Here is a 24997-nt window from a genome sequence, read left to right on the forward strand (position 1 = left end):
GTGCGTTGCAACATATGCAATGACGGTTTCGCTCTGCACAACGCAACGGAGGCTATGGACTACATGAACATGTCCGCAAGAGGTCTCAACCACTTCGTGACACACGAAGGCCCCCGGACGCACCTCAGCGCGTCCGGGGGCCTTCGGAACCCCAGCCCGAACCTCGGCCGGAACCCCGGCGGAAGGGGGCTACTTGCCGCCGCCGCCCTTGCCGTTGTCGTTGTCGTCGCCGGAGCCCATGGACTCGTAGATCTCCTTGCACATGGGGCACACCGGGTACTTCTTCGGATCGCGGCCGGGCACCCAGACCTTGCCGCACAGCGCCACGACGGGGGTCCCGTCGAGGGCGCTCGCCATGATCTTGTCCTTCTGGACGTAGTGGGCGAAGCGCTCGTGGTCGCCGTCGCCGTGGGACACCTGTGGCGTCGGCTCTACGAGGGTCCCCGTACCAGTCCCGCGCTCGGGCTCAAGAGTGCTCATAAATGCCAAGGGTACTGAAGGTCACACGCATCAGTTGAGCGAAGGGTCGTCCGGGTACGTGGCCACCATCGCGAGTTCGTTGCGCTGACGGCGCAGGACCTCGCGCCAGAGTCTTTCCGGCGACGGGGAGGAGACGTCTCCGGGCTCGGACTCGACGACGTACCAGGCGCCCTCCACCAGCTCGTCCTCCAGCTGGCCGGGGCCCCAGCCGGCGTATCCGGCGAAGATCCGCAGGGAGCCCAGGGCCGAGGCGAGCAGCTCCGGCGGTGCCTCCAGGTCGACCAGACCGATCGCGCCGTGCACCCGGCGCCAGCCCAGCGGAGCCCGGTCGGCGGAACCGCCGCCCGGGATGACGGCGACGCCGAGCGCCGAGTCCAGGGAGACCGGGCCGCCCTGGAAGACGACACCGGGTTCGCCGGCGAGATCCGCCCAGCCCTCCAGGATGTCGCCCACGTCCACCGGAGTGGGCCGGTTGAGGACGACACCGAGGGAGCCCTCCTCGTCGTGGTCGAGAAGGAGCACCACCGCACGGTCGAAGTTCGGGTCCGCCAGGGCGGGCGTTGCCACGAGCAACCGCCCTGTGAGCGAGGACACCTCGGTCATGCCAGACATGATCCCGCATCTTCCCGTGAAGTGGGGAGGCAATGCGCTTACGGCAGTGGATGCAGCCATGAATCAAAAGAAGCGGCCCGTCAGGGCCTCGTTTGAGGGTGGTGGTGGGAGACGGGAGGGCGCACCGATGCGCCCCACGCGCACGCACCACGCCCGTGACCGCATGTGCCCGAAGCGGAACGGTTCGTGTTGTGACACAGCTATGACGTCCCCGCACCGCACTTGGGCTTACGGAAGGGGGGTCGGCGGCGATTACCCTTTCCCTTCTGGCCCTGCCCGACTCATCGGAACGCGAGATACATGACCGTCAACGGCAATGACGACGTACTGCTCGTCCACGGCGGAACCCCGCTGGAGGGCGAGATCCGTGTCCGCGGTGCGAAGAACCTCGTACCGAAGGCCATGGTCGCCGCACTGCTCGGCAGCTCGCCGAGTCGACTGCGCAACGTTCCGGACATCCGTGACGTGCGGGTCGTACGCGGTCTGCTCCAGCTGCACGGGGTGACGGTCCGTCCGGGTGAGGAGCCGGGCGAGCTGGTGATGGACCCCACCCACGTCGAGAGCGCCAACGTCGCCGACATCGATGCCCACGCGGGATCGAGCCGTATCCCGATCCTCCTGTGCGGCCCGTTGCTGCACCGGCTGGGCCACGCGTTCATCCCCGGCCTCGGCGGCTGCGACATCGGCGGCCGGCCCATCGACTTCCACTTCGAGGTGCTGCGGCAGTTCGGCGCGACCATCGAGAAGCGCGCGGACGGGCAGTTCCTGCAGGCGCCCCGCCGCCTGCGCGGTACGAAGATCCGGCTGCCGTACCCGTCGGTCGGCGCGACCGAGCAGGTGCTGCTCACCGCGGTCCTCGCCGAAGGTGTCACCGAGCTCTCGAACGCGGCGGTGGAGCCGGAGATCGAGGACCTCATCTGCGTGCTGCAGAAGATGGGCGCCATCATCGCGATGGACACCGACCGGACCATCCGCGTCACCGGTGTGGACTCGCTCGGCGGCTACAACCACAAGGCCCTCCCGGACCGCCTGGAGGCCGCCTCCTGGGCGTCCGCGGCGCTGGCGACCGAGGGCAACATCTACGTCCGCGGCGCCCAGCAGCGCTCGATGATGACGTTCCTGAACACCTACCGGAAGGTGGGGGGTGCCTTCGAGATCGACGACGAGGGCATCCGCTTCTGGCACCCGGGCGGCCAGTTGAAGTCCATCGCGCTCGAAACGGACGTCCACCCGGGCTTCCAGACGGACTGGCAGCAGCCACTGGTGGTCGCCCTCACCCAGGCCACGGGCCTGTCCATCATCCACGAGACGGTCTACGAGTCCCGGCTCGGCTTCACCTCCGCGCTGAACCAGATGGGTGCCCACATCCAGCTGTACCGCGAGTGCCTGGGCGGCTCGAACTGCCGCTTCGGCCAGCGCAACTTCCTCCACTCGGCGGTCGTCTCCGGCCCCACCCGGCTCCAGGGCGCCGACCTGGTCATCCCCGACCTGCGCGGCGGCTTCTCCTACCTGATCGCCGCGCTGGCCGCCCAGGGCACCTCCCGCGTCCACGGCATCGACCTCATCAACCGCGGCTACGAGAACTTCATGGAGAAGCTCGTGGAACTGGGGGCGAAGGTAGAGCTGCCGGGCAAGGCGCTCGGCTAAACCGCACGCTCGTCGCTCCGGCCCGGGGGCAGCACCCCCGGCTGGGGGTCCGGGGGTTATCCCCCGGATAGACACAGCATGGAGAAGCTCGTGGAACTGGGGGCGAAGGTAGAGCTGCCGGGCAAGGCGCTCGGCTAAACCGCACGCTCGTCGCTCCGGCCCGGGGGCAGCACCCCCGGCTGGGGGTCCGGGGGTTATCCCCCGGATAGACACAGCATGGAGAAGCTCGTGGAACTGGGGGCGAAGGTAGAGCTGCCGGGCAAGGCACTCGGATAGCCCACAACCCGCGTACGACGATGGGGCGGCCACCCTCAGGTGGTCGCCCCATTCGCGTTACTGAGCCTCGTACGCAGGTCCCGTCGCGTACGCGAAGGCTTACTTGCCCTTGGCGGCTTCCTTGAGCTTGCTGCCCGCGGAGACCTTGACGCTGTAGCCGGCCGGGATCTGGATCGGGTCGCCGGTCTGCGGGTTGCGCGCGGTGCGAGCGGCACGGTGGGTGCGCTCGAAGGTCAGGAAGCCGGGGATGGTGACCTTCTCGTCGCCCTTGGCGACGATCTCGCCGACGGTCTCGGCGAACGCGGCCAGAACGGCGTCGGCGTCCTTGCGGGTCACCTCGGCGCGGTCGGCCAGCGCGGCCACCAGCTCACTGCGGTTCATGTTGTTACTCCCGTGTCTAACTTGCCGTTGAGGCGTGCCACGCGGCGGAGCCGCATGCCAGGCGCTGCGAAAGCCGATGCTGCCAGGGTCCTCGGTGAGTCCCCGGACCCGGGTCCGTCGTCAGACCCTCGCGCCCAGGGACGCATCCTGCCCCTACCTGCGGCGGGAAAGCCAATCCGGCACCCCCAGGAGGCGCTAGAACACCCCTGGGAGTCACACGGAAAGAGGGGACGGAGCCTGGCCGACACGATAAACGCCCGTCAGCGGCCCCCGGTTCCACGACGCGCCGATGCAAGGCCTTGCCGTGGCGATCCTCACAGCCCCGGCCACCCGTGTGGAGTCCCCCGGGCCCGGGACCGATGGGCCTGTCGGGCCGTCAGGCCGTCGCGCCCGCCGCCTTGGCCGCCTCCCGCACCGCACCGGCCACCGCGCCCGCGACCTTGTCGTTGAAGACGCTCGGGATGATGTAGTTCGGGTTCAGCTCGTCCTCGGTGACCACGTCGGCGAGGGCCTTCGCCGCCGCGATCATCATCTCGGTGTTGACCGTGCGGGACTGCGCGTCCAGCAGACCGCGGAAGACACCCGGGAAGACCAGCACGTTGTTGATCTGGTTCGGGAAGTCGGAGCGGCCGGTGGCCACGACGGCCGCGGTCTGGCGGGCGATCGCCGGGTCGACCTCGGGGTCGGGGTTCGCGAGCGCGAACACGATGGCGTCGTCGGCCATGGCGGCCACGTCGTCGCCGTCGAGCACGTTGGGAGCCGAGACGCCGATGAAGACGTCCGCGCCGCGCACCGCTTCCTTGAGCGTGCCGGTGAGGCCCTCGGGGTTGGTGTTGTCGGCGATCCAGCGCAGCGGCGAGTCCGCGGCGGCGTCGACGAGGTCCTCGCGGCCGGCGTGCACGACGCCATGGATGTCGGCGACGACGGCGTTCTTCACGCCCGCGGCGATCAGCAGCTTGAGGATGGCCGTACCGGCCGCGCCGGCGCCGGACATGACGACCCGGATGTTCTCGATCTCCTTGCCGGCCACGCGAAGCGCGTTGGTCAGGGCCGCGAGGACGACGATCGCCGTGCCGTGCTGGTCGTCGTGGAAGACGGGGATGTCGAGGGCCTCACGCAGCCGGGCCTCGATCTCGAAGCAGCGGGGCGCGGAGATGTCCTCCAGGTTGATGCCCGCGAAGCCGGGGGCGATCGCCTTCACGATCTCGACGATCGCGTCGGTGTCCTGGGTGTCCAGGCACAGCGGCCAGGCGTCGATGCCGGCGAACCGCTTGAAGAGGGCCGCCTTGCCCTCCATGACCGGCAGCGCGGCCTTGGGGCCGATGTTGCCGAGGCCCAGCACGGCGGAGCCGTCCGTCACGACCGCAACGGAGTTGCGCTTGATGGTGAGGCGGCGCGCGTCCTCGGGGTTCTCGGCGATCGCCATGCAGACGCGGGCCACACCCGGCGTGTAGATCATCGAGAGATCGTCACGGTTGCGGATGGGGTGCTTGGACTGCATCTCGATCTTGCCGCCGAGGTGCATGAGGAACGTACGGTCGGAGACCTTGCCGAGGGTGACGCCCTCGATGCCACGCAGCTGCTCGACGATCTCGTCCGCGTGCGACGTGGAGGTCGCCGCGATGGTGACGTCGATACGAAGCTTCTCGTGGCCGGACGCGGTCACGTCGAGGCCGGTCACCGAGCCTCCGTGGGACTCCACGGCCCCGGTGAGCTGCGAGACCGCGGTTCCGCTCGCGGGCACCTCCAGCCGGACCGTCATCGAGTAGGAGACGCTGGGCGCCGTTGCCATGGCCGACTTCCTCTGCTTTCACCTGTGGTGCTGGATGCCGTCCGATCGTCGCACCTACCGTCGAGTAGGCGTTAGCCGGGTGGGGTTGCGAACGTTTTGTTCTCAACAAGAACTCGACAAGAAGAGGCCCGCGTCACCGTGTGACGCGGGCCTCTCTCGGTTCTGTGACTCAGTTCAGTGACACCGACCCGCCATGCTCGCCTCGCGGCAAGTGGTCGCTCGTAGCGACGAAGGTTGGGCCCGGGGGCTTGGATCGGGCCGGTGTCACACCCAGGCTAACAAACGGATCCCGTAAGGCCATTCCCTCACCGGGAGTTCAATCTCTCAGCAGATCGGGAACCCCGTTCGCGTCCGGCTGGTCCCGGTCCCCCGAGACCACCGTGAGCTGCTGGGTCGCCCGGGTGAGGCCGACGTACAGCACCCTGAGGCCGGCCGGGGACTCGTCGGCGATCTCGGCCGGGGAGACGAGGACCGTGGCGTCGTACTCCAGTCCCTTGGCCTCCAGGCTGCCGAGGGCCACGACCCGGTCGCCGAGTCCGGTGAGCCAGCGCCTGGCCTCCTCGCGGCGGTTCATGGCGACGACGACGCCGACCGTGCCGTCGACGAGACCGAGGAGCCGGGCCGCTTCCGCACGGGTGGTCTCCGCGAGTGACTTCTGTACGACGGCGAAGCGCGGCCGGACGCCCGTGGACCGTACGGCCGACGGGGACTGGGCCCCCGGCATGGCCAGCGCCAGCACCTTGGCGGCCAGCTCGGCGATCTCGGCCGGGTTGCGGTAGTTCACGGTCAGCTGGAAGCGGCGCCGGGGCCGGGTGCCGAGGGCCTCGTCGCGGGCCTGGGCCGCCTCGTCGGGGTCGGACCAGGAGGACTGGGCCGGATCGCCGACGACCGTCCAGGTGGCGTGTCGGCCGCGGCGGCCGATCATGCGCCACTGCATGGGCGTGACGTCCTGGGCCTCGTCGACGATGACGTGTGCGTACTCGGTGCGCTCCTGGGCGAGCCGCTCGGCCCGCTCGCGCTGGGACTCCTCGCGGACCGGCATCAGCTCTTCGAGGCCGGTGAGCTGGTCGAGCGGGTCGAGGTCGCGCTTCCGGCGCGGGCGGGCCGGGGCGCCGAGGATCGCCTGGAGCTCGTCCAGCATGGCGATGTCGTGCACGGAGAGGCCCTCGCGCCGCAGCGAGCGGGCGACCTTGCGGACCTCGCCGGGGTTGAGGATGCGCCGCGCCCAGCGGCCGAGGCGCCGCTCGTCGGTCATCGCCGTGAGGACGGCCCTCGGGGTCAGTTCCGGCCACCACGCGTCGAGGAAGGCGATGAAGCTGTCCTCGGAGGCGACGTCCTCGTCGAACGACGACCGCAGCTCGGCGGCCAGCTCCGGGTCGGTGTGCCGGGAGCCCGCCCCGGACTGCTCCCACAGGGCGTCCAGGAGCAGCTTGCGGGCCCGGGGGCGCAGCAGGTTGACGGGGGCGGTGCCGCTGAGCGCGGTGTGGCGGACACGTTCCAGCGCGGCCGCCTCCAGTTCGAGCCGGCGCCCGAAGGCGACCACCCGCAGGCGGGTGGGCGGACCCGCCGGCGCCTGGGGCCCGGTGTCGTCGTCCCCGAAGGCGAGCTGGCCCGAGGCGGTGCCGCCCGGGGAGGAGCCCGATGGGGAGGAGCCCGATTCCAGCGCCCCCCGGGCCGCCTTCCGCAGCACCTTCAGCATGCGGTACGACCCCTTGGCGCGGGCCACCGACGGGGAGTCGTACAGCGTGGCCTCGGCGCCGTCGACGAGCGAGCCGATGGCCCGGATGGCGACCTGGCCCTCCTCGCCGAGGGAGGGCAGCACGCCCTCGGTGTACGCCACCAGCAGCGGGGTCGGGGAGACGATGAGGATGCCGCCCGAGTAGCGGCGCCGGTCCTGGTAGAGCAGGTAGGCGGCGCGGTGCAGGGCGACGGCCGTCTTGCCGGTGCCGGGGCCGCCCTCGACGTAGGTCACGGAGGAGGCGGGGGCGCGGATGACGAGGTCCTGCTCGGCCTGGATGGAGGCGACGATGTCCCGCATGGTGTGGGTGCGGGCCTGGCCGAGGGCGGCCATCAGGGCGCCGTCGCCGATCACGGGCAGTTCGTGGCCGCCGAGAAAGGCCTTCAGCTCGGGGCGCATCAGGTCGTCCTCGACGCCGAGCACCCGGCGCCCCTTGGAGCGGATGACCCGACGGCGGACGACCCGGCCTGGGTCGACCGGGGTGGAGCGGTAGAACGGGGCGGCCGCCGGGGCCCGCCAGTCGATCACCAGCGGGGCGTAGTCCTGGTCGAGCACCCCGATCCGCCCGATGTGCAGGGTCTCGGCGATGTCGGCGGTGTTGTCCTCCCGCACGGCGCCCTCGGCGGGTTCCACGGCGGTGTAGGCGCCGTCGGGCCCCTTCTTGCCGTCCTTGCCGAGGAGCAGGTCGATCCGGCCGAAGAGGAAGTCCTCGAACTCGTTGTTCAGCCGGTTGAGGTGGACACCGGCCCGGAAGACCTGCGCGTCCCGCTCGGCGAGTGCGCCGGGCGTGCCGACCTGGCCGCGCTTGGCCGCGTCGTTCATGAGGAACTCGGCCTCGTGGATCTTCTCCTCAAGCCGCCGGTACACCCGGTCCAGGTGTTCCTGTTCGACGCTGATCTCCCGCCCCCGCACGGAATCCTGGGTGGAGTCCTGTGCGGAGCCGTGAACCGCGGTTTCCTGCTGAGCCTGAGCGGCCACCGGGCCCCCTTCTGACGTGCTGGGCAGCCGTCAACCGTACGCGAAGGGGGGCCCGGGAAGCTATGTGTCCGCTCTCAGCGATTCACACGTCGATCTGGGCGAGCTTCTTGCCCTCGAACGTCATGATCTCGATGTGGTCCAGCTGGCTCTTCTCCATGGCCACGCCCCCGCCGATGTACAGCGGGTTCTTGGCCTGCTCGGTCTTGGCGTCCGGGATGCCGTAGCCCCACTTGGGGACCGACCAGGAGGCGGCCGTCTCGCGCTCGCCGCTCTTGCTGACGAAGATCAGGGAGCACTTGAGCGGGCCCTTGACGCCCTTGAGCTCCAGCACGGAGTTGATGCCCCAGGCCTTCTCCTGCATGGCCACGGTGGCACTGACGTTCGTCGTGGCGTCGGTCACCGAGACCTTGTCGCCGGGGTTGATGTCCTCGAAGAGGTCCTTGGCGGGGTTCGCCGCCAAGGTCTCGCCGGACTTGGCACCGCCGCCCGAGTCGCCGCCGTTGGCCGCCACGGCCGCGAACGGGCCGCCGATGATCAGTACGGCCGCGGCCGCCACCATGTAGAAGCTGCGCCGGCGCTTCTGTGCGCGCTTCTCGGCGACGTCGTCCACCAGCTTGTTCACCAGCCGGGGGCTGGGCTTGGCGGAGAGCGACTCGCCGATGGCGGGTGTGCCGGATCCGGGCAGGTCCGCGAGCGCGGCCAGCATCGGCTCCATGCCGGCGAGTTCGTCGAGTTGCTGGGCGCACCATTCGCAGGTGGCGAGATGGGCCTCGAAAGCGGTTGCCTCGGCGTCGTCGAGGATCCCGAGGGCGTAGGCGCCGACGGTCTCATGCTCACTCGGGCCCGGAGATCCCATCATGGCTCCAGACATACCCGACCCACCTGTACCGAATCCCTGGTTTCCCCCGTAAACACTCATCACGCCGTCACCCCCCGCTCCTCCAGAGCCAGCTTCATCGAGCGCAGGGCGTAGAAGACCCTGGAGCGGACGGTTCCGCTGGGTATGCCCAGGGTTTCGGCCGCCTCGTTGACGGTACGCCCCTTGAAATACGTCTCGACGAGCACCTCCCGGTGTGCCGGGGTCAGGTCGTCGAGCGCATCGGACAGCGTCATCAGCCACAGCGCCTTGTCGATCTCGTCCTCCGCGGGGATGACCTCCAGCGGCGACGGGTCGACCTCCTGCGGCCGGGCCTGCCGGCTGCGGTGGCCGTCGATGACGATGCGGCGTGCGACCGTCACCAGCCAGGGGCGTACCGATCCGGTCGCTCGATTGAGCTGGCCGGCGTTCTTCCAGGCACGGATGAGTGTCTCCTGCACCACGTCCTCGGCTCTCTGCCGGTCGCCGGCGACAAGACGGAGGACGTACGCAAGGAGGGGTCCGGCGTGCTCTCTGTACAGCGCACGCATCAGCTCCTCATCTGGTTCCGAGGGCTGGGACATGCGATGTCGGGCCCTCGATCCACGTTCATTGGCCACGACGGAATCCTTGCGCACGCCCACCTCCGATGTCCGGGGGTTCCCCCAGTCGGTCGCTCCTCCACGGGTACGGACGCGGGCAGTTGTGTGTTCAAAGTCGCGCGACAGTTTTCCTGTGGGTGTCGTGACGAGGCCGGACATGACAGCACATTCCCGCCGCGTGATCTTTACATTTTCGCCACATCGACAAAATCAAGCCAGCTGCCCGGAGCGGCCGGAAAGTAAACGGCGTGTAATCGAAATCACTTCGACAGCCCCTCCACAGAAGGGACATAACGCTCTCTCAGGCGCGGGCGAGGGCCGCCCGACGCCGGTGCCGGGCCACCCTTTCGCGGTTTCCGCAGACCTCACTGGAGCACCAACGCCTCCTGCGTCCCCGTGAGGTGTCGAGATAGACGATCGGGCAGTTGTCCCCCTCGCACTGCCTGAGCCCCGCTCGGGCGACCGGGTCGGTGAGCAGTTCCACGACGTCCCGGGCGACGGCGGCGAGCAGCGCCTCGCACCCCGGCGGACCGGCCAACTCCCGCACCAGCGCGCCGTCCTCACCGGGCACGGCCCGTGGCGCCGGCGGCGCGGCACGGGCGATCTCGTTGACCCGCGCCAGCGCGACGTCGTACGGCCGGCCCTCCGGCGCGAGTCCGCCGGGCACCAATTGTCCGATACGGCCGCGCAGTTCGCGGAATCCGACGAGCCAGGAGGCGTCGGCGTGGGTCAGTGGGGTGCCCGCCGGGACGAGTCCCGAACCGGTGATCCAGGCGCACAGCACCGTGACGGAGTCGAGGCGTTCGACGGGGTGAGTGGTCGCGAGGAGATCCAGACAGGTCCGCCCGGAGTCGAACCGCAGCTCGTACGCGACCGTGGCCGTACCCAATGCCATGTGCCTGTCACCGCCTAGAGGTCACCCCGGGAGGGCGGGGTGGGTGAGATGCCAGTGAGGAGGGCTGGTGAACCGTTCCCTCTAACAGTGCCTGCCCGCTCTCGCGGCCGGAACCCCTCGTACGGGCGGACGGCTGTGGACGCCCGCGTATGCGGGCGCGAGCGTCGGCCATGTTCCGGCGGCCGGCCCGGTCCTTGACTGAAGGACATGACACAGCAGAAGAACAGCACCGCCGGAGGCGTTCTGGGCGTGGCCACGGTCGCCACGGGCCTGATCGCCGGAACCTTCTACATCTTCGTCCTCGCCGTGATGCCGGCCCTGGCGCGCAGCGACGACCGGGTCTTCGTCCAGGTCATGCGGGACATCGACGACGTGATCCAGAACCCGGCCTTCCTGCTGACCTTCAACGGCGCCCTCCTACTGACGGCGATCACCACCTGGCAGTCCCGCGGCACGCCCCACCTGCGCTGGGCCGCGGCCGCGTTCGTCGCCTACGCCCTGGGCTTCCTCGTCACCGTCGCGTTCAACATCCCCCTCAACAACGACCTGCACGCCACCGGTGACCCGACGGCCCTCCGCGAGGCCTACGAGGACCCCTGGGTCGCGTGGAACGCGGTAAGGGCACTGCTCTCGACGGTGGCACTGGGGTGCCTGGCACGGGCACTGATGCTGCACGGCGGTTCGCAACGCGGTTCGGATGCAGGCGCCGGTCCGGACGACCTCAACACCCTCCCGCGCAATCCCCTCACCGGCCCGGACAATCCCAGCCCGTCCGGCGCTTGAGGACGAGGCCCCTTCAGGGCCGACAGCGGGGGCCTGGGGGCGGCAGCCCCCGGACACGGTCACCCAGACGGCGGTTGGGCTTCCGACGCCGATCAGGACCACCTCGGCGCCACCCCGCGCAATCCCCTCACCGGCCCGGACAATCCCAGCCCGTCCGGCGCTTGAGGACGAGGCCCCTTCAGGGCCGACAGCGGGGGCCTGGGGGCGGCAGCCCCCAGATACGGTCACCCAGACGGCGGTTGGGCTTCCGACGCCGATCAGGACCACCTCGGCGCCACCCCGCGCAATCCCCTCACCGGCCCGGACAATCCCAGCCCGTCCGGCGCTTGAGGACGAGGCCCCTTCAGGGCCGACAGCGGGGGTCCGGGGGCGGCAGCCCCCAGATACGGTCACCCAGACGCCGGGTGGCTTCTCACGTGTCGGAATACTTCGCGTCGGCCGCCGGGTCCAGCGCCAGCCGGTACCCCCGCTTCACCACCGTCTGGATCAGCTTCGGCGCCCCCAGGGCGGTCCGCAGCCGAGCCATCGCCGTCTCCACGGCGTGCTCGTCCTTCCCGGCACCCGGCAGCGCCCGCAGCAGGTCGGACCGCGGCACGACCCACCCTGGTCGCCGGGACAGCGCGCGCAGCAACGACATCCCGGCGGGCGGCACGGGCTTGAGCTCCCCGTCCACCAGCACCGCGTGCCCGCGGATCTCCACCCGGTGCCCCGCGATCGGCAACGACCGCGCCCGTCCGGGCAGTTCCTGGCACAGCAGCTGCACCAGCGGCCCGAGCCGGAACCGCTCCGGCGAGACCGTGTCGACACCGCGGGCCTGGAGCGGCAGCGCGGTGACCGGCCCGACACAGGCGGGCAGGACATCGTGGTTGAGGGCGGCCAGCAGCTCGGGCAGCAGCCCGCGGTCCTCGGCCCGCGACAGCAGCGACGCCGCCGCCGGGGCACTGGTGAAGGTGAGCGCGTCCAGGCCCCGGGAGACGGCCGCGTCCAGCATCCGGTCCACCGGCCCGATGTCCTCCGGCGGCAGCCACCGGTAGACGGGGATCCCGAGCACCTCCGCTCCCGCGGCGCGCAGGGCCTCCACGAACCCGGGCAGCGGCTCGCCGTGCAGCTGTACGGCGACCCGACGGCCCTCGACGCCCTCTTCCAGGAGCCGGTCGAGCACCTCGGCCATGGACTCCGACGACGGCGACCACTCCTCGGTGAGGCCGGCCGCGCGTACGGCGCCCTTGACCTTGGGGCCGCGGGCGAGCAGTTCCACCCCGCGCAGCCGGGTCAGCAGGTCCTCGCCGAGTCCCCAGCCGTCGGCGGCCTCGACCCAGCCGCGGAAGCCGATCGCGGTCGTGGCGACCACCACGTCGGGCGCCTGGTCGATGACCTGCTTGGTGGCGGCGAGCAGTTCGCTGTCGTCGCTGAGCGGCACGATGCGCAGAGCGGGGGCATGCAGCACGGCGGCGCCGCGACGCTGAAGCAGCGCGCCCAGTTCGTCGGCCCGGCGCGCGGCGGTGACACCCACGGTGAACCCCGCGAGGGGTCCGTGGTCCGGTCGCTGTTGTTCGTCGTACATAACTTCTCGTCCCGGAGTCGTTTTGCACCTACCCAGCAGGTGAGGGCACCAGCATGCCGACCGAGCCTGTCAACGGCTCGTGACAGGCTCGGTTCGGCTTCATGTCGCCAGTGTTACGTCACACCTCGGCGTAGCTGAGCTGCGGGTTCGCTTCTGTGGCTGCCGTGGTCCCGGTCTTGGCGGCCGAGCGGCGAAGGTATACGGCCCAGGTGACCGCGAAGCATGCGGCGTAGAAGGCGAGGAAGGCGACGAACGCGCCGGTGCCGGAGCCGTAGGAGAGGAAGGACTGGCGGAAGGCGAGGTTGATGCCGACACCGCCGAGCGCGCCCACCGCGCCGATGAGTCCCATGGAGGCGCCGGAGAGACGGCGGCCGTAGGCGGCGGCCTCCTCGCCCTGGAGCCCCTTGGCGAGGGCCTTGTTCTGGAAGATGCCGGGGATCATCTTGTACGTCGAGCCGTTGCCGAGGCCGGTGAGGACGAACAGCACCACGAACGCGACGGTGAACAGGGCCAGCGACTTCTCCATGCTGGCGGCGATGAGGACGGCGGTGGCGACGCCCATGCCGACGTAGTTGTACAGCGTGATCTTCGCGCCGCCGTACTTGTCGGCCAGCGAGCCGCCCACCGGACGGATCAGCGAGCCGAGCAGGGGGCCAATGAAGGTGACGTAGGCCGCCTCCAGCGGGGTGCGTCCGAACTGGTTCTGGAGCACCTGCCCGAAGGCGAAGCTGTAGCCGATGAAGGAGCCGAAGGTGCCGATGTAGAGGAAGGACATGATCCAGGTGTGGACGTCCTTCGCGGCGTCCTTGGCGGCACCGGTGTCGTTCTTCACGGACGCGATGTTGTCCATGTACAGCGCGGCGAGGATCGCGGCGACGACGATCAGCGGGATGTAGATCCCGAGCAGCACGCGGGGACCGCCGCTGGCGCCGATGATCGCGAGCGCGACGAGCTGGATGACCGGGACGCCGATGTTGCCGCCGCCCGCGTTGAGCCCGAGGGCCCAGCCCTTCTTCCGGAGCGGGAAGAAGGCGTTGATGTTGGTCATCGAGGAGGCGAAGTTGCCGCCGCCGATACCGGCCAGCAGGCCGACCAGCAGGAAGGTGTTGAAGGAGGTCCCGGGCTCCATCACCGTGAAGGCGGCGACGGTGGGCACGAGGAGGAGGGCGGCCGAGACGATGGTCCAGTTCCGGCCGCCGAAGATCGCCACGGCGAAGGTGTAGGGGACCCGGACGACGGCTCCGACCAGGGTCACGAACGAGGTCAGCAGGAACTTGTCGGCCGGGGTCAGCCCGTACTCCGGGCCCATGAAGAGCACCAGCACGGACCACATGGTCCAGATCGAGAACCCGATGTGCTCGGAGAGGACGGAGAAGATGAGGTTGCGGCGCGCGACCTTCTCTCCGGTCTGCTTCCAGAAGGTCTCGTCCTCCGGATCCCACTGCTCGATCCAGCGGCCGCCCCTGCTCGGGGGTGCGGGGGCTGTGCTCGGGGCTGTCATGACGCCTCCACGGTGCGACGGGGCTCGGTCGTTCAAGGGAGTGGCTGAGTCCCGACGGTAGGGAGGGCGCGTTTCCGGGCTGTGGCAGCGAGTGACCGGTAAGGAACTTTGCTCTCACCGAGAGTGGAGGCGGGATGAGAGGTTTCGGAACCCCATGTGACCCGGTTCATACCGGAGCGAACACGGGCAGGGCGGATGAGGTCACCGGTGCCGGCCGCTGCGACCCCCTTCCGCGCCGCCGCGGCCGCCTCGCCTGCCGTTCGGCCACAGCCGCGGTTTCCGCTTCGCCGCCACGTCCTCCACCCAGCCGAAGCACAGGACGCAGCCGACGGTGAGGACCCAGACGACGGCCAGCAGCGGCCAGGAGCTCTCCAGCAGCCAGGGGACGTTCTGCTCCAGCAGCGGCACGTTCCACAGGTGGTCCCACAGGGACTGGGCGACGACGATGCACAGGTTGTGCCAGAGGTAGATCGTCACCGCGCGGGAGTTGAACAGGGCGATCAGCCGGTCCCACCGGCGCAGCGGACGCGGCCACTGGGACCAGGAGGGGCTCAGGTGCAGGAGCAGCAGCACGGTGGCGAAGGACCACAGGGACTGCGCGAAGGGGATGTCGTCGAGGTCGTGGTCCGGTTTGAAGCCGTGCGTGAGCATGTACCACAGGCCCACACAGCCGATCACGGGCGCGATCGAGGGCACGAGGTAGCGGGGCAGCCGCTGGAGGATGCCCTCCTGGTGGGCCATGCCGAGCAGCCAGCAGGCACCGAACGCGCCGAAGTCGACCAGGGCGGAGTCGATCCGCCAGCTGGGCACGCTCAGCCAGCCGGTCTCCAGCAGCGCCGACAGCGCGATCGGCGACAGGATCGTCGGCCACGGCAGCGCGCGCAGCGCCTTCAGCAGCAGCGGCGAGAGCAGCACGAACCAGAGGTAGGCGCGGATGTACCAGAGCGGTACGGCCATCTGCTCGGCCCACTCGGGCCCGATCAGCCCGCTGACGCCGTGCAGGCCCTCGCCGTACGGCGGATCGCTCAGCGGGAGGATCCAGTAGCCGAGGTGGAGCCACCACCAGCCCGGGCGGCCCTCGGCGTCCGGTCCCCAGCCCTGGAGCAGCATGCCGGTCACGCCGACCGCGCCCAGCAGCCACAGCGGCGGCAGCAGCCGGCGCATCCGGCCGCGTACGACCTCCACGGCGGGGCGCCTGCCGAGGGAGCGGGCCATGAGGTTGCCGGCCAGGGCGAACATCACGCCCATGGACGGGAAGATCACCGGGAGCCAGGCCCAGCCGAACAGGTGGTAGAAGACGACCCGGAACAGGGCGATCGCCCGCAGCAGGTCGAAGTAGCGGTCACGGCCGGGGCCGGCGGCGGGGCTCCGCTGCTCCGGTACGTCCGGGAGCGGCTCGTCCGGCAGTGCGGGTGCCTGGGGTTCGTACGGCGTCGTACTCATGCGACCGTCCTCCCGCCCACGACCTGTCCGCCGCGTCCGGCCGCCTCGCTCGGCGGGGCGGACACGCCCCCCTTGCGGCGCAGCTTCTGCCAGCGCAGGCGGCCGCCGGTGAGGGCGGTGATCCAGGACTGGAGCAGCACGACGTACATCAGCTGCCGGTAGAGGATCTGCTGGAGGGGCAGCGAGATCAGCGGGGTGAGCTTCTCGCGGTCGAGGATGAAGGAGTACGCGGCGCAGACCGCCTGGACGGCCAGGACGCCGAACCAGGCGAGGATCGTCTTCTCGGTGGGGCCGAAGACCAGGCCGTAGACGAGGAAGATGTCGATCAGGGGCGCGAGCAGCGGGGCCAGGACCATGAAGAGGGAGACCAGCGGCAGGCCGACGCGGCCGAAGCGGCCCGAGGGGCCCTTGTCGAAGAGGGCGCGGCGGTGCTTCCAGATGGCCTGCATGGTGCCGTACGACCACCGGTAGCGCTGGGACCACAGCTGCTGGACGGACTCGGGGGCCTCGGTCCAGGCGCGGGCCTTCTCGGCGTAGACGACCCGCCAGCCGTCGCGGTGGATGGCCATGGTGATGTCGGTGTCCTCGGCGAGCGTGTCGTCGCTCATGCCGCCGACCCGTTCCAGGGCGGTGCGGCGGAAGGCGCCGACCGCGCCCGGGATGGTGGGCATGCACTGCAGGACGTCGTACATACGGCGGTCCAGGTTGAAGCCCATCACATACTCGATGTGCTGCCAGGCGCCGATGAGGGTGTCCTTGTTGCCGACCTTGGCGTTGCCGGCGACCGCGCCGACGCGGGGGTCGCCGAAGGGCTGGACGAGCTCGCGGACCGTGGAGGGTTCGAAGACGGTGTCGCCGTCCATCATCACGACCAGGTCGTAGCGGGCGTTGGCCACACCGCGGTTGAGGGCGGCGGGCTTGCCCGCGTTGAGCTGGCGGACCACGCGCACGCCGGGCAGGGCGAGGTTCTCCACGATCCGGGCGGTGCCGTCGCTGGAGCCGTCGTCGATCACGATGACCTCGACGGGATGCTCGCCTGCGATCAGTGAGCGGACCGTGTTCTCGATGCACTTGGCCTCGTTGTACGCCGGCACCAGCACCGAGACCGGTTCGGTGACCGGTGGCCCCCAGCTGAAGTCGCGGCGGCGGACCCGGCGGGCGTGGATGCCGGAGAGCAGGAACATCAGGCCGAAACGGGCCAGGACCAGGAAGCCGATGATCGCGAGGCCGACGACGAGGACGGCGGTGATGTTGTCCGAGGCCTGCACGAGGAAGACCCAGGCCTTGCCCTTCCACAGGTCGAGGCCGGCGACCTCGGTGTGCGCGGTGGGCGCGTCCAGGGCCTCGGTGAGGTTGTGGAACGCGTAGCCCTCCGCCTTCATCTGCGGCAGGAAGCGGTCCAGGGCCTCGACGGTCTGGTGGCGGTCGCCGCCGGAGTCGTGCAGGAGGACGACGGCGCCCTCGCCGCCCTTCGGGGTGATGTTGCGGATGATCCGCGCGGCCCCCGGCTTGCGCCAGTCCTCGCTGTCGACGCTGGTGACGACGGTGATGTAGCCGCGGCTGCCGATGTACTGGGTGACCGGCCACGACTGGTTGTCCATGGCGCCGGCCTGGGAGGAGTACGGCGGCCGGAAGAGCGAGGTGCGGATGCCGGCGGCGCCGGTGATGGCGAGCTGGTTCTGGGACAGCTCCCAGTCGATGCGCTTCTTCGACTGGTAGGAGAGGTCGGGGTGGTTGAAGGTGTGCAGGCCGATTTCGTGGCCCTCGTCGACCATGCGCCTGACCAGGTCCGGGTAGCGGGAGGCCATGGTGCCGGTGACGAAGAAGACGGCGTGCGCCTTGTGCTCCTTCAGCACGTCCAGGACCTTCGGGGTCCAGGCCGGGTCCGGGCCGTCGTCGAAGGTGAGCACCATCCGCTGGTCGGGCACCCTCAGCGTGGCCGGGTTCTCGCCCCGGGTGTCGATGACCGGTCCACCGTCGATGATCTTCTGCGGCACCTTGTCGGCCGCCACCGCAGGCCGGACTCTGTGGTCGGCCAGGATCTCGCTGTGCACGTAGCCGCGCAGCATCAGCATCGCCATCAGCGCGGCGAGAACCAGTACGGGCAGCAGCAGACGCATGGGCAGGCGGCGACGCCGGGAGCCGTCGGCGGCTCCGGTCGCGGCCCCGGGACGGCGGGTGCGGGTTGCCATCAGAGGTTGTGCTCCGGGGACGGGGATGCCATCAGAGGATGTGCACCGGGTTCGGGAGTGCCATCAGAGGATGAACACCGGGTGTGCGCGTGCCGTTGGGTGGGGCACGGGGGGGGTGGGTGCCGTTGGGTGGGGCACCGGGGGGGTGCCGTTGGGTGGGGCACCGGTCCTTCGGGGGCCGCCGGGTGGGGACGCCGAGGGTGCCGGAGCCTCTGGGGTGGAGGCACCGGGAGTCCGGACTCCTCTAGGTCAGAGGCACCGGGAGTCCGAGCGACCCTGGGTCGGGGCATACGGTGTGCGGGCGCCCCTGGTCCAGAGGCACCAGCGGCACGGGTCCTGCCGTGGTCGGGCACCGGGGTGCGGTGTCTCCCGGGCCAGGTCCACGTAAGCGGGGTCTGGGCCCGCCGACGCCGGCGACGAGTGGACGCCGGACGCGGGGTCTCGGGCCGCAGGTGGCGGTGGCGGGCTGCCGGGCGCGGGCCGTGGGGCGGCGAGGTTCGGGACGACCGGCATGGGCGCCGGAGAGCACGCGGCAGGATCTCGGCGACCGCGGACAACCAGCGCCAAGTCCGGGACCCAGAGGTTCCACGGCCACCGAACTTCCGCCGCCCAGCCCACTGTGGACCGACGACCGCCAGTGACGGCGGAGTCCGGAGCACGGGACACCGGGACCAGGGAGTCCCGTGGCCGCCCGCCCTCCGGCTCGCCCACCGCCGACCCACGTCCACCGACAACCGGGGACGGAGACGGCAGCAGTAGCGGACCGCCCGGCGCAGACCACGGGCCGCCGGAATCCGGAGCGACCCGCACCGGCACCGGGAAGTCCCGTGAGGGCCCAGCTGCCGTCGCCTTGTTCGTCCTCGCTCCACGGCCGCCGGCCGCCGGCCGTCAGTGGGCGGCCGACGCCGGGCCTCGCCACTCCGCTGGACCCGCCTCGCTCCGGGCGTGTCGGGAAAGGCACTGTCATCAGGCGATGGGCGTTGTGGACGAGGAGGACGTCGAGGGGGCGGGGTCGGTGGTGGTCGGTTCCGTGGCGACGGGGGCCGGGGTGGGCGGTCCGTCGGCCACGGTGCCGGGGCCGCCGCTGTCGCCGGGGCCCGTGGTCGGGGTCGGCGTGGCGGTGGGGCCGGTGACGGTCGGGGTCGGGGTGGGCGTGGGTGTGACCGGCGGGGTCGTCGTCGGCGTCGGGTTGGGCACGCTCGGGTTGGTGCCCGGACCCGTGGCGGTACCGGTCGGGGTCGGCGCGGTGGCCGTGGGTGTGCCCTGCCGGCCGGGGCTGGTGGTGGCACCGGGCGCGCTGGCGCCGGGCGCCGGAGCGGTGCCGGTGGCCTGCCCCGCGGTGGGCGTGGGCCCGGGAGAGACGCCCGCCACGCCGGAGGGCGGCGCCGACTCGGCCGGCAGCGGCGGGGTGTCGACCTTGCCGGCCGGCTTGCCCTCGTCCTGGCCCGGTACGGGCAGCCAGGCCGCGTTGGAGTTGCCGGACAGCAGGGTGGCGACGATGACGACGGCGTACGTCCCGCAGGCGAGGCCGACGGCTGTGCCGATCCGGCGGAAGCGGCGGCTGCGGCGGCCCGACTCGTCGACGAAGACGGGCCCGTCGGAGCCGTCCTGGGCGCCCGCGGGTCCGCCGCCCGGTCCGCCCCCCTTGGCCTGCCGCACGAGCAGGTCCTCCAACTGCTCACCTATGTTGTCGAGTTGGACGGTCACCTCGTGCGGATCATGCGCGGGCGGGGTCCCCCCGACAGCGCCCTCCTGGCCGGAACCCGACGCGTCGGACTCCTGCCACGGGTCACGGACGGCGGCCGTAGAACCGGCGATGTTCACACCCGCCACGGCCCCGCCGGGCGACGCGAGGACGTCGGCCCGGCCGGCCCGGCCGGTGTCCGGGACACGCCGGACGTCCCGGCCGAGATCTCTCGTCCCGTCCGCCACGGAGGCAGACCGGCCGTTCCCGCCCGGGATTCCGCTTCCGGGCTGGGCCGGGATCTTCGTTCCACTGGTCTCCGGGAACGCCTGGGTACCTCGCCCGGTGGGCGAAGGATCCTGCTCCGACGCGGCCTCGGGCCATTCCGGTTGGGCGTCTTCCCGCCACTTCTTCACGCGCACGCTATCCCCCCACGGGACGGTTCCAGGTGCGCTTTCGACTCGAGCACCCGTCGGCCGAACCGAGCCCCCACCCGGTCCGAGCGCCCCCTTTATCACACTGTGCTCAGGCCTCGAATGTAGCGCACATGGAGGTTCCGTGTTTGCCGCGTGGTCAATCGTGGACACTCATCAGGTCCACATCAGTGGCTGAAATCCATCCGTCCGCAGGTCGGCGCAGCCAAGCCTGTTCGACAGCGAGTTCGACAGCGGCCCGACGCAGCGCGTCGAAGCCGGGATGGACCAGCCCCTTCCGCCACACCAGTGACACCGGCGACAGGGGAATCGGATCTATGAGCGGACGCAGCACCCTCCCGGGCATGGCCGGAAAATCCACCACCGCGAGGATCGGGTCGCGCCTCTTTGCCATCATCCGCCAGAACTCCTCGTGCCCCACGGCCAGCGGAGCGGGCGGCGCGACCGATATGTCCCGCCCCTCGAAGAGGCGGTACGCAAGATCGGTCCACTCCGGTGTGCGCGGATTCCCGGCACCCGCGTACACCGCCTCCCCCGCCAGCGCGTCGAGCGGCACCGCCTCCAGCGCCGCCAGCGGGTGTTCCTCGGGCAGCGCGACGGCCATCGGTTCCAGGCGTACGAGCTGGTGGTCGAGGCCCGCCCGCAGCGCCGGGTCCAGCCCGGCGAACCGCCCGAAGGAGGCGTCCAGCCGGCCCGCGAGCAGCTCGCCCGCCGCCCCGGTCAGCCCACTCTCGTAGCGGGCCATCAGCTCGTGCTCGGGCGCGAGTTCACGGGCCCGGTGCAGCACCCGCCGACTGGTGCCGAGATCCGGGTGGTTCAGGTCCACCAGCAGGGGCCGGGCCTGCCCGAAGGCGGCGAGCAGCTCCTCCTGCGCCGCCAGGACCCGGCGCACGTACGGCACCAGCCGCTCGCCCTCGGCGGTCAGCGTCACCCGCCGGGTCGTCCGGACGAACAGCTCGACACCCAACTCCCGCTCCAGCCGCCGCACATCCCGGCTGAGCGCCTGCTGGGCGACGTAGAGCCGGGTGGCGGCGCGGGTGAAGTGCAGTTCCTCGGCGACGGCCAGGAAGGCGCGCAGGAGACGGGGGTCGAGTGGGTGACCGGTGGCGGGCATCCGGCGAAGTTACAACCCGGGTGCGTGAATCGGTACGGGAATTCACAACCGGGGTGCGTGAATGCGGGCCGAGCAGGTGTTGGACCCCTTGATCGCCCACGGGCGACCGTTGATCCATGCCGCATCCCACATCGCGCCCCACGTCCGGGACCCCCGGAAGACCTCCCCTGCTCACCGTCACCGCCGACACCCTCGTCGCCGTCGACTTCGGACCCCGCAGAACCCGCAGAACCCGTAGAACACGCGAGGCACGCACAGCCCGCGAACCCGGTCCGTACCGTCGCCTGTTCGCCCTCCCCGGCACCCGCGCCTTCACCGTCGGGAACCTGCTGGCCCGCCTCCCCATGGGCATGTTCAGCGTCAGCGCGGTCCTGATGATCGCCGGGACCCGGGGGTCGTACGCCCTCGCCGGTGCCGTCACCGCGACCGGCCTGGCGGCGACCGCGGTGGTCGCGCCGTGGACCGCGCGGCTCGTCGACCGGTACGGGCAGGCCCGGATCGCCGTGCCCGCCACGCTGCTCGCGGCGCTGGGCTCACTGGCGCTGGTGCTGTGCGTGCGGTCCGGGGCGCCCGCCTGGACGCTCTTCGTGTCGTACGCGGCCACCGCCACGACCCCCAACACCGGGGGCATGTCCCGCGCCCGCTGGGCCCATCTGCTGGCCGGGAAGCCGGAGTCCCTGCACACCGCGAACTCCTTCGAGCAGGCCGCGGACGAGCTCTGCTTCATGCTGGGCCCGGTGCTCGCGGCCCTGCTGTGCGGGACGCTCTTCCCGGAGGCGGGCACCCTCGTCGGCGTCGCGCTGCTCGTGAGCGGCATCCTGCTGTTCGCCGCCCAGCGTTCGACGGAACCGCCGGTGCGCGACCGGGCCCCCGCGAGGGCTCCCCTGCGCGCCCCCGGCATGCCCGCGCTGCTCGCGATCTGCTGCGCCATGGGGACGGTGTTCGGGGCGACGGAGATCGTCACGATCGCCTTCGCGGACGCGCAGGGACACCGTTCGACGGCCGGCGTGGTCCTCGCCCTCCAGGCGGCGGGCTCCTGCGCGGCGGGCCTGCTGTACGGGGCCGTGCGGCCGAGAGGGCCCGCCGAGCACCGCCTTCCGTGGTGCGTCGCCGCCATGACCGCGCTGCTGACCCTCCCGTTGCTCGCCGCCTTCCTGACCGGCTCCCTGCTCGTGCTGGCGGCCGCGCTGCTGGTCGCCGGGATGGCGACGGCCCCGACGATGATCACGGGCATGGCCCTGGTCCAGGAGCGCACCCCCGAGGGCCGCCTGAACGAGGGCATGACGCTCGCCGTCACCGGCCTGCTCGGCGGCATCGCCTGCGGGAGCGCCGTAGGAGGCTGGACGGTGGAGCACGTGTCGGCGACGGCCGGATACGGCGTGCCGGTCACGGCGGCCACGGTGGCACTCATCATCGCGCTCCGATGACGGCACTCCGGTGACCTCACTCCCGGCGACCGCGCTCCCGTGACCCCGCTCCGACAACCCCGCTCCGGCCGTTCGGCCCCTCGAATCGCTTCACCGATTCGCTCACCGATTCCTACGCGCCCCATTGACGCCTCCACAGGGGACACATACGTTCGCCCGTCGAAGCGCTTCGACGTCTGGCATCGAACCGATTCGACGATCGTTGCGCGACGCCCCGAGACCCATCCGGCTCCGACGTCATGGAGGCACGGAATGTTGACGGCACGAAGGCGTGTGACGGCCCTGGCCGCGGCGGCCCTGAGCGGCGCGCTGCTCCTGACCTCCTGCGGTGACTCGGACAGCGGGTCGTCCGAGGACGGCAAGACCCTGCGGCTCTGGCACTACGAGGCCCCCAACAGCGCGATGGGGCAGGCCTGGAACGAGGCGATCAAGGAGTTCAAGGCCAAGCACCCCGGTGTGAAGGTGGAGTTCGAGGCGAAGGGCTTCGAACAGATCCAGAAGACCGCCCCGATGGTCCTGAACTCCTCCGACGCGCCCGACGTGATGGAGTACAACAAGGGCAACGCGACGGCGGGCCTGCTGTCCAAGCAGGGCCTGCTGACGGACCTGACCTCCGAGGTGACGACCCGCGGCTGGGACAAGAAGCTGAGCGCGGGCGTCCGCACCACCAGCCAGTACGACGCCCAGGGCGTCATGGGCTCCGGCAAGTGGTACGGCGTGCCCAACTACGCCGAGTACACGATGGTCTTCTACAACAAGGACCTCTTCGCCAAGTACAAGATCCCCGAACCGAAGACGCTCGACGACCTGACGGCCGCGATGGACGTCTTCGTCCGCAACAAGATCACCCCGCTCGCCAACAGCGGCGCGGAGTACCCCGCCCACCAGTACCTCTACCAACTCGCCCTGTCGAAGGCCGACCGCTCCTGGGTCGACGCCTACCAGCTCTACAAGGGCAAGCCCGACTTCCACGACGCCGCCTGGAGCTACGGCGCCGAGACCTTCGCCGACTGGGTGCGCAAGGGATACATCGCCAAGGCCTCCACCAGCGCCAAGGCCGAGGACGCCGGCGTCTCCTTCATCCAGGGCAAGGCACCGATCTTCTTCTCCGGCAGCTGGTGGTACGGCCGCTTCGCCGACGAGGCGAAGTTCGACTGGGGCACCACCCTGTGGCCCGACTCCACCCTCACCCTGGGCTCCGGCGGCAACCTCTGGGTGGTCCCCAAGGGCGCCAAGAACAAGAAGCTCGCCTACGACTTCATCGACATCACCATGTCGAAGAAGATCCAGAACCTGCTCGGCGACAAGGGCGGCGTCCCGGTGGCGGCCGACGCCAGTGCCATCACCGACCCCAGGTCCAAGGAGCTGATCGCCAACTTCAACACCGTCTCCCAGCGCGACGGCCTGGCCTTCTACCCGGACTGGCCGGCCCCCGGCTACTACGACGTCCTGGTCTCCGAGACCCAGAAGCTGATGACGGGCGGCGAGAAGCCGGACGGCTATCTGGACGCCTTGCAGGAGGCGTACGACAAGGACGCGCCGAAGCCATGACGGTGACCGTCGAACGGGGTGCGCGGGCGGTCGGCAAGGGCACCGCCGCCCGGCCCCCGCGCCGCCCCCGCTCCTCCTACGCCCTGTTCCTGCTGCCGGGTGCCCTCGCCTTCCTGACCGTGATCGTCGTGCCGTTCCTGATGAACACGGGTGTGAGCTTCACGGACTGGCAGGGCGTGGGCTCCCCGGAGTGGACCGGGCTCGCCAACTACCGCGAGCTGATGGACGACTCCGAGTTCTGGGCGTCGTTCCGGCACAGCCTCTTCATGGTCGTCGCGATGGCCGCCGTACCGACGGCGATCGGGCTGGTGCTGGCCGCGGCCCTGTTCGACTACGTCGGCAGGCACTTCGGCAGCAAGGTCGCGGCCGTGCTCCGCGCCTGCTTCTACCTCCCCCAGGTGCTGCCCATCGCGGTCGCCGGCATCGTCTGGAGCTGGATCCTCGCCCCCGAGAACGGCTCCCTCAACGAGGTCCTGAAGGCCGTGGGGCTCTCCTCCTGGCAGCAGGACTGGCTCGGGGACCCGGACATCGCCCTGTACAGCGTGATGGGCGTGATGGTCTGGGTGCAGCTCGGCTTCCCGCTGGTCATCTTCATGGCCGGACTCCAGCGCGTCGACCCCCAGCTGCACGAGGCGGCCGAGCTGGACGGCGCCGGCTGGTGGCGCCGCTTCTGGCACATCACGCTGCCCCAGATCCGGCCGGAGATCTACGTCGTCCTCACCTGGTGCACGATCGCCGCGCTCAAGGTGTTCGGCGCGGTCTACGTCCTGACCAAGGGCGGGCCGGGCGGCGCCACCAACGTGCCCTCCTACTTCTCCTTCGCCACGTTCTTCGAGAAGACGCAGGTGGGTTACGGCGCCGCGATCTCCACCGTGCTCACCGTGATCATCCTCGCCCTCTCCCTGATCGGCCTCAAGCTCCAGACCCGTGCCGAGGACGCGGAGAGCCTGTCCGCGAGCCCCCGTCGTCCGCCCGCAGGACGGGCGCTGCGGCGTCCGGTGCGTGCGATCGCAAGGCGCCGGAGCGACCTCGATGGGGGTCCCCCCG

General features: G+C 70.7%; 18 protein-coding genes and 1 pseudogene. 5 read left to right on the forward strand and 14 right to left on the reverse strand.

What is annotated here, in order from left to right:
• Nucleotides 1-189: 189 nt before the first annotated feature.
• A complete protein-coding gene (locus K4B79_RS39615; RefSeq protein ID WP_232032269.1) occupies nucleotides 190-480 on the reverse strand; it encodes a DUF3039 domain-containing protein in 291 nt (96 codons plus the stop codon).
• Nucleotides 481-510: 30 nt separating this feature from the next.
• Nucleotides 511-1083, reverse strand: coding sequence for a YqgE/AlgH family protein (locus K4B79_RS39620; protein ID WP_232032270.1), 573 nt, complete (start codon nucleotides 1081-1083; stop codon nucleotides 511-513).
• Between the two features lie 309 nt (nucleotides 1084-1392).
• On the opposite strand from K4B79_RS39620, the gene murA reads away from it, so the two are divergent.
• Nucleotides 1393-2739, forward strand: a complete 1347-nt coding sequence (gene murA / locus K4B79_RS39625; protein WP_067433600.1) for a UDP-N-acetylglucosamine 1-carboxyvinyltransferase — start codon at nucleotides 1393-1395, stop codon at nucleotides 2737-2739.
• A gap of 375 nt (nucleotides 2740-3114) precedes the next feature.
• Here murA and K4B79_RS39630 read toward each other — a convergent pair whose 3' ends face one another.
• From K4B79_RS39630 to K4B79_RS39655, 6 genes are all read right to left on the reverse strand, one after another.
• Complete coding sequence (locus K4B79_RS39630) at nucleotides 3115-3396, reverse strand: HU family DNA-binding protein (RefSeq protein WP_007382399.1); 282 nt, start codon at nucleotides 3394-3396, stop codon at nucleotides 3115-3117.
• 376 nt (nucleotides 3397-3772) lie between these two features.
• On the reverse strand, nucleotides 3773-5188 hold the full coding sequence (locus tag K4B79_RS39635) for an NAD-dependent malic enzyme (protein ID WP_232032271.1): 1416 nt from the start codon (nucleotides 5186-5188) through the stop codon (nucleotides 3773-3775).
• A 316-nt stretch (nucleotides 5189-5504) separates the two neighbouring features.
• A complete protein-coding gene (locus tag K4B79_RS39640; protein ID WP_232032272.1) occupies nucleotides 5505-7904 on the reverse strand; it encodes a HelD family protein in 2400 nt (799 codons plus the stop codon).
• A gap of 82 nt (nucleotides 7905-7986) precedes the next feature.
• Entirely contained in the window at nucleotides 7987-8775 is a 789-nt protein-coding gene (locus K4B79_RS39645) for an anti-sigma factor family protein (protein WP_269464512.1), read from the reverse strand.
• 47 nt (nucleotides 8776-8822) lie between these two features.
• A complete protein-coding gene (locus K4B79_RS39650; RefSeq protein ID WP_010039908.1) occupies nucleotides 8823-9344 on the reverse strand; it encodes a sigma-70 family RNA polymerase sigma factor in 522 nt (173 codons plus the stop codon).
• Nucleotides 9345-9663: 319 nt separating this feature from the next.
• The gene (locus K4B79_RS39655) at nucleotides 9664-10257 is read right to left on the reverse strand and encodes a CGNR zinc finger domain-containing protein (RefSeq protein WP_232032273.1); all 594 of its coding nucleotides are present in this window, start codon (nucleotides 10255-10257) and stop codon (nucleotides 9664-9666) included.
• 207 nt (nucleotides 10258-10464) lie between these two features.
• On the opposite strand from K4B79_RS39655, the gene K4B79_RS39660 reads away from it, so the two are divergent.
• The gene (locus K4B79_RS39660) at nucleotides 10465-11040 is read left to right on the forward strand and encodes an anthrone oxygenase family protein (protein WP_232032274.1); all 576 of its coding nucleotides are present in this window, start codon (nucleotides 10465-10467) and stop codon (nucleotides 11038-11040) included.
• 412 nt (nucleotides 11041-11452) lie between these two features.
• On the opposite strand, the gene K4B79_RS39665 is transcribed toward K4B79_RS39660, so the two are convergent.
• From K4B79_RS39665 to K4B79_RS39690, 6 genes are all read right to left on the reverse strand, one after another.
• Nucleotides 11453-12604, reverse strand: coding sequence for a uroporphyrinogen-III synthase (locus K4B79_RS39665; RefSeq protein ID WP_232032275.1), 1152 nt, complete (start codon nucleotides 12602-12604; stop codon nucleotides 11453-11455).
• Nucleotides 12605-12722: 118 nt separating this feature from the next.
• Nucleotides 12723-14105 carry a nitrate/nitrite transporter gene (locus tag K4B79_RS39670; protein WP_232032276.1) on the reverse strand — a complete coding sequence of 461 codons (1383 nt, stop codon included), beginning with the start codon at nucleotides 14103-14105 and terminating at the stop codon, nucleotides 12723-12725.
• Nucleotides 14106-14306: 201 nt separating this feature from the next.
• A complete protein-coding gene (locus tag K4B79_RS39675; protein WP_232032277.1) occupies nucleotides 14307-15548 on the reverse strand; it encodes an acyltransferase family protein in 1242 nt (413 codons plus the stop codon).
• Nucleotides 15545-17740 carry a glycosyltransferase gene (locus K4B79_RS39680; protein WP_232032278.1) on the reverse strand — a complete coding sequence of 732 codons (2196 nt, stop codon included), beginning with the start codon at nucleotides 17738-17740 and terminating at the stop codon, nucleotides 15545-15547. Before K4B79_RS39680 ends, K4B79_RS39675 begins: the two co-directional genes overlap by 4 nt.
• Nucleotides 17741-18706: 966 nt before the next feature.
• On the reverse strand, nucleotides 18707-19672 hold the full coding sequence (locus K4B79_RS39685; RefSeq protein WP_232032279.1) for a hypothetical protein: 966 nt from the start codon (nucleotides 19670-19672) through the stop codon (nucleotides 18707-18709).
• A 325-nt stretch (nucleotides 19673-19997) separates the two neighbouring features.
• Complete coding sequence (locus K4B79_RS39690) at nucleotides 19998-20972, reverse strand: LysR family transcriptional regulator (RefSeq protein ID WP_232032280.1); 975 nt, start codon at nucleotides 20970-20972, stop codon at nucleotides 19998-20000.
• A 116-nt stretch (nucleotides 20973-21088) separates the two neighbouring features.
• On the opposite strand from K4B79_RS39690, the gene K4B79_RS39695 reads away from it, so the two are divergent.
• The 3 genes and pseudogenes from K4B79_RS39695 to K4B79_RS39705 all read left to right on the forward strand — a co-directional run.
• Nucleotides 21089-22399, forward strand: coding sequence for an MFS transporter (locus tag K4B79_RS39695; RefSeq protein ID WP_232032281.1), 1311 nt, complete (start codon nucleotides 21089-21091; stop codon nucleotides 22397-22399).
• A gap of 252 nt (nucleotides 22400-22651) precedes the next feature.
• Nucleotides 22652-23950 carry an ABC transporter substrate-binding protein gene (locus K4B79_RS39700; protein ID WP_232032282.1) on the forward strand — a complete coding sequence of 433 codons (1299 nt, stop codon included), beginning with the start codon at nucleotides 22652-22654 and terminating at the stop codon, nucleotides 23948-23950.
• A pseudogene (locus tag K4B79_RS39705) lies at nucleotides 23947-24894 on the forward strand (carbohydrate ABC transporter permease); the annotation flags it as partial. The gene K4B79_RS39700 and the pseudogene K4B79_RS39705, both read left to right, overlap by 4 nt.
• Nucleotides 24895-24997 lie beyond the last annotated feature (103 nt).

It is taken from the genome of Streptomyces lincolnensis (assembly GCF_021173675.1).
GTDB classification, from domain to species: Bacteria; Actinomycetota; Actinomycetes; order Streptomycetales; family Streptomycetaceae; genus Streptomyces; species Streptomyces lincolnensis_B.

Coding starts and splice junctions, on each gene's coding strand:
- K4B79_RS39615 (WP_232032269.1), bottom strand. CDS start 480: ATGAGCACTCTTGAGCCCGAGCGCGGGACTGGTACGGGGACCCTCGTA.
- K4B79_RS39620 (WP_232032270.1), bottom strand. CDS start 1,083: ATGACCGAGGTGTCCTCGCTCACAGGGCGGTTGCTCGTGGCAACGCCC.
- murA (WP_067433600.1), top strand. CDS start 1,393: ATGACCGTCAACGGCAATGACGACGTACTGCTCGTCCACGGCGGAACC.
- K4B79_RS39630 (WP_007382399.1), bottom strand. CDS start 3,396: ATGAACCGCAGTGAGCTGGTGGCCGCGCTGGCCGACCGCGCCGAGGTG.
- K4B79_RS39635 (WP_232032271.1), bottom strand. CDS start 5,188: ATGGCAACGGCGCCCAGCGTCTCCTACTCGATGACGGTCCGGCTGGAG.
- K4B79_RS39645 (WP_269464512.1), bottom strand. CDS start 8,775: ATGTCTGGAGCCATGATGGGATCTCCGGGCCCGAGTGAGCATGAGACC.
- K4B79_RS39650 (WP_010039908.1), bottom strand. CDS start 9,344: ATGTCCCAGCCCTCGGAACCAGATGAGGAGCTGATGCGTGCGCTGTAC.
- K4B79_RS39655 (WP_232032273.1), bottom strand. CDS start 10,257: ATGGCATTGGGTACGGCCACGGTCGCGTACGAGCTGCGGTTCGACTCC.
- K4B79_RS39660 (WP_232032274.1), top strand. CDS start 10,465: ATGACACAGCAGAAGAACAGCACCGCCGGAGGCGTTCTGGGCGTGGCC.
- K4B79_RS39665 (WP_232032275.1), bottom strand. CDS start 12,604: ATGTACGACGAACAACAGCGACCGGACCACGGACCCCTCGCGGGGTTC.
- K4B79_RS39670 (WP_232032276.1), bottom strand. CDS start 14,105: ATGACAGCCCCGAGCACAGCCCCCGCACCCCCGAGCAGGGGCGGCCGC.
- K4B79_RS39675 (WP_232032277.1), bottom strand. CDS start 15,548: ATGAGTACGACGCCGTACGAACCCCAGGCACCCGCACTGCCGGACGAG.
- K4B79_RS39680 (WP_232032278.1), bottom strand. CDS start 17,740: ATGGCAACCCGCACCCGCCGTCCCGGGGCCGCGACCGGAGCCGCCGAC.
- K4B79_RS39690 (WP_232032280.1), bottom strand. CDS start 20,972: ATGCCCGCCACCGGTCACCCACTCGACCCCCGTCTCCTGCGCGCCTTC.
- K4B79_RS39695 (WP_232032281.1), top strand. CDS start 21,089: ATGCCGCATCCCACATCGCGCCCCACGTCCGGGACCCCCGGAAGACCT.
- K4B79_RS39700 (WP_232032282.1), top strand. CDS start 22,652: ATGTTGACGGCACGAAGGCGTGTGACGGCCCTGGCCGCGGCGGCCCTG.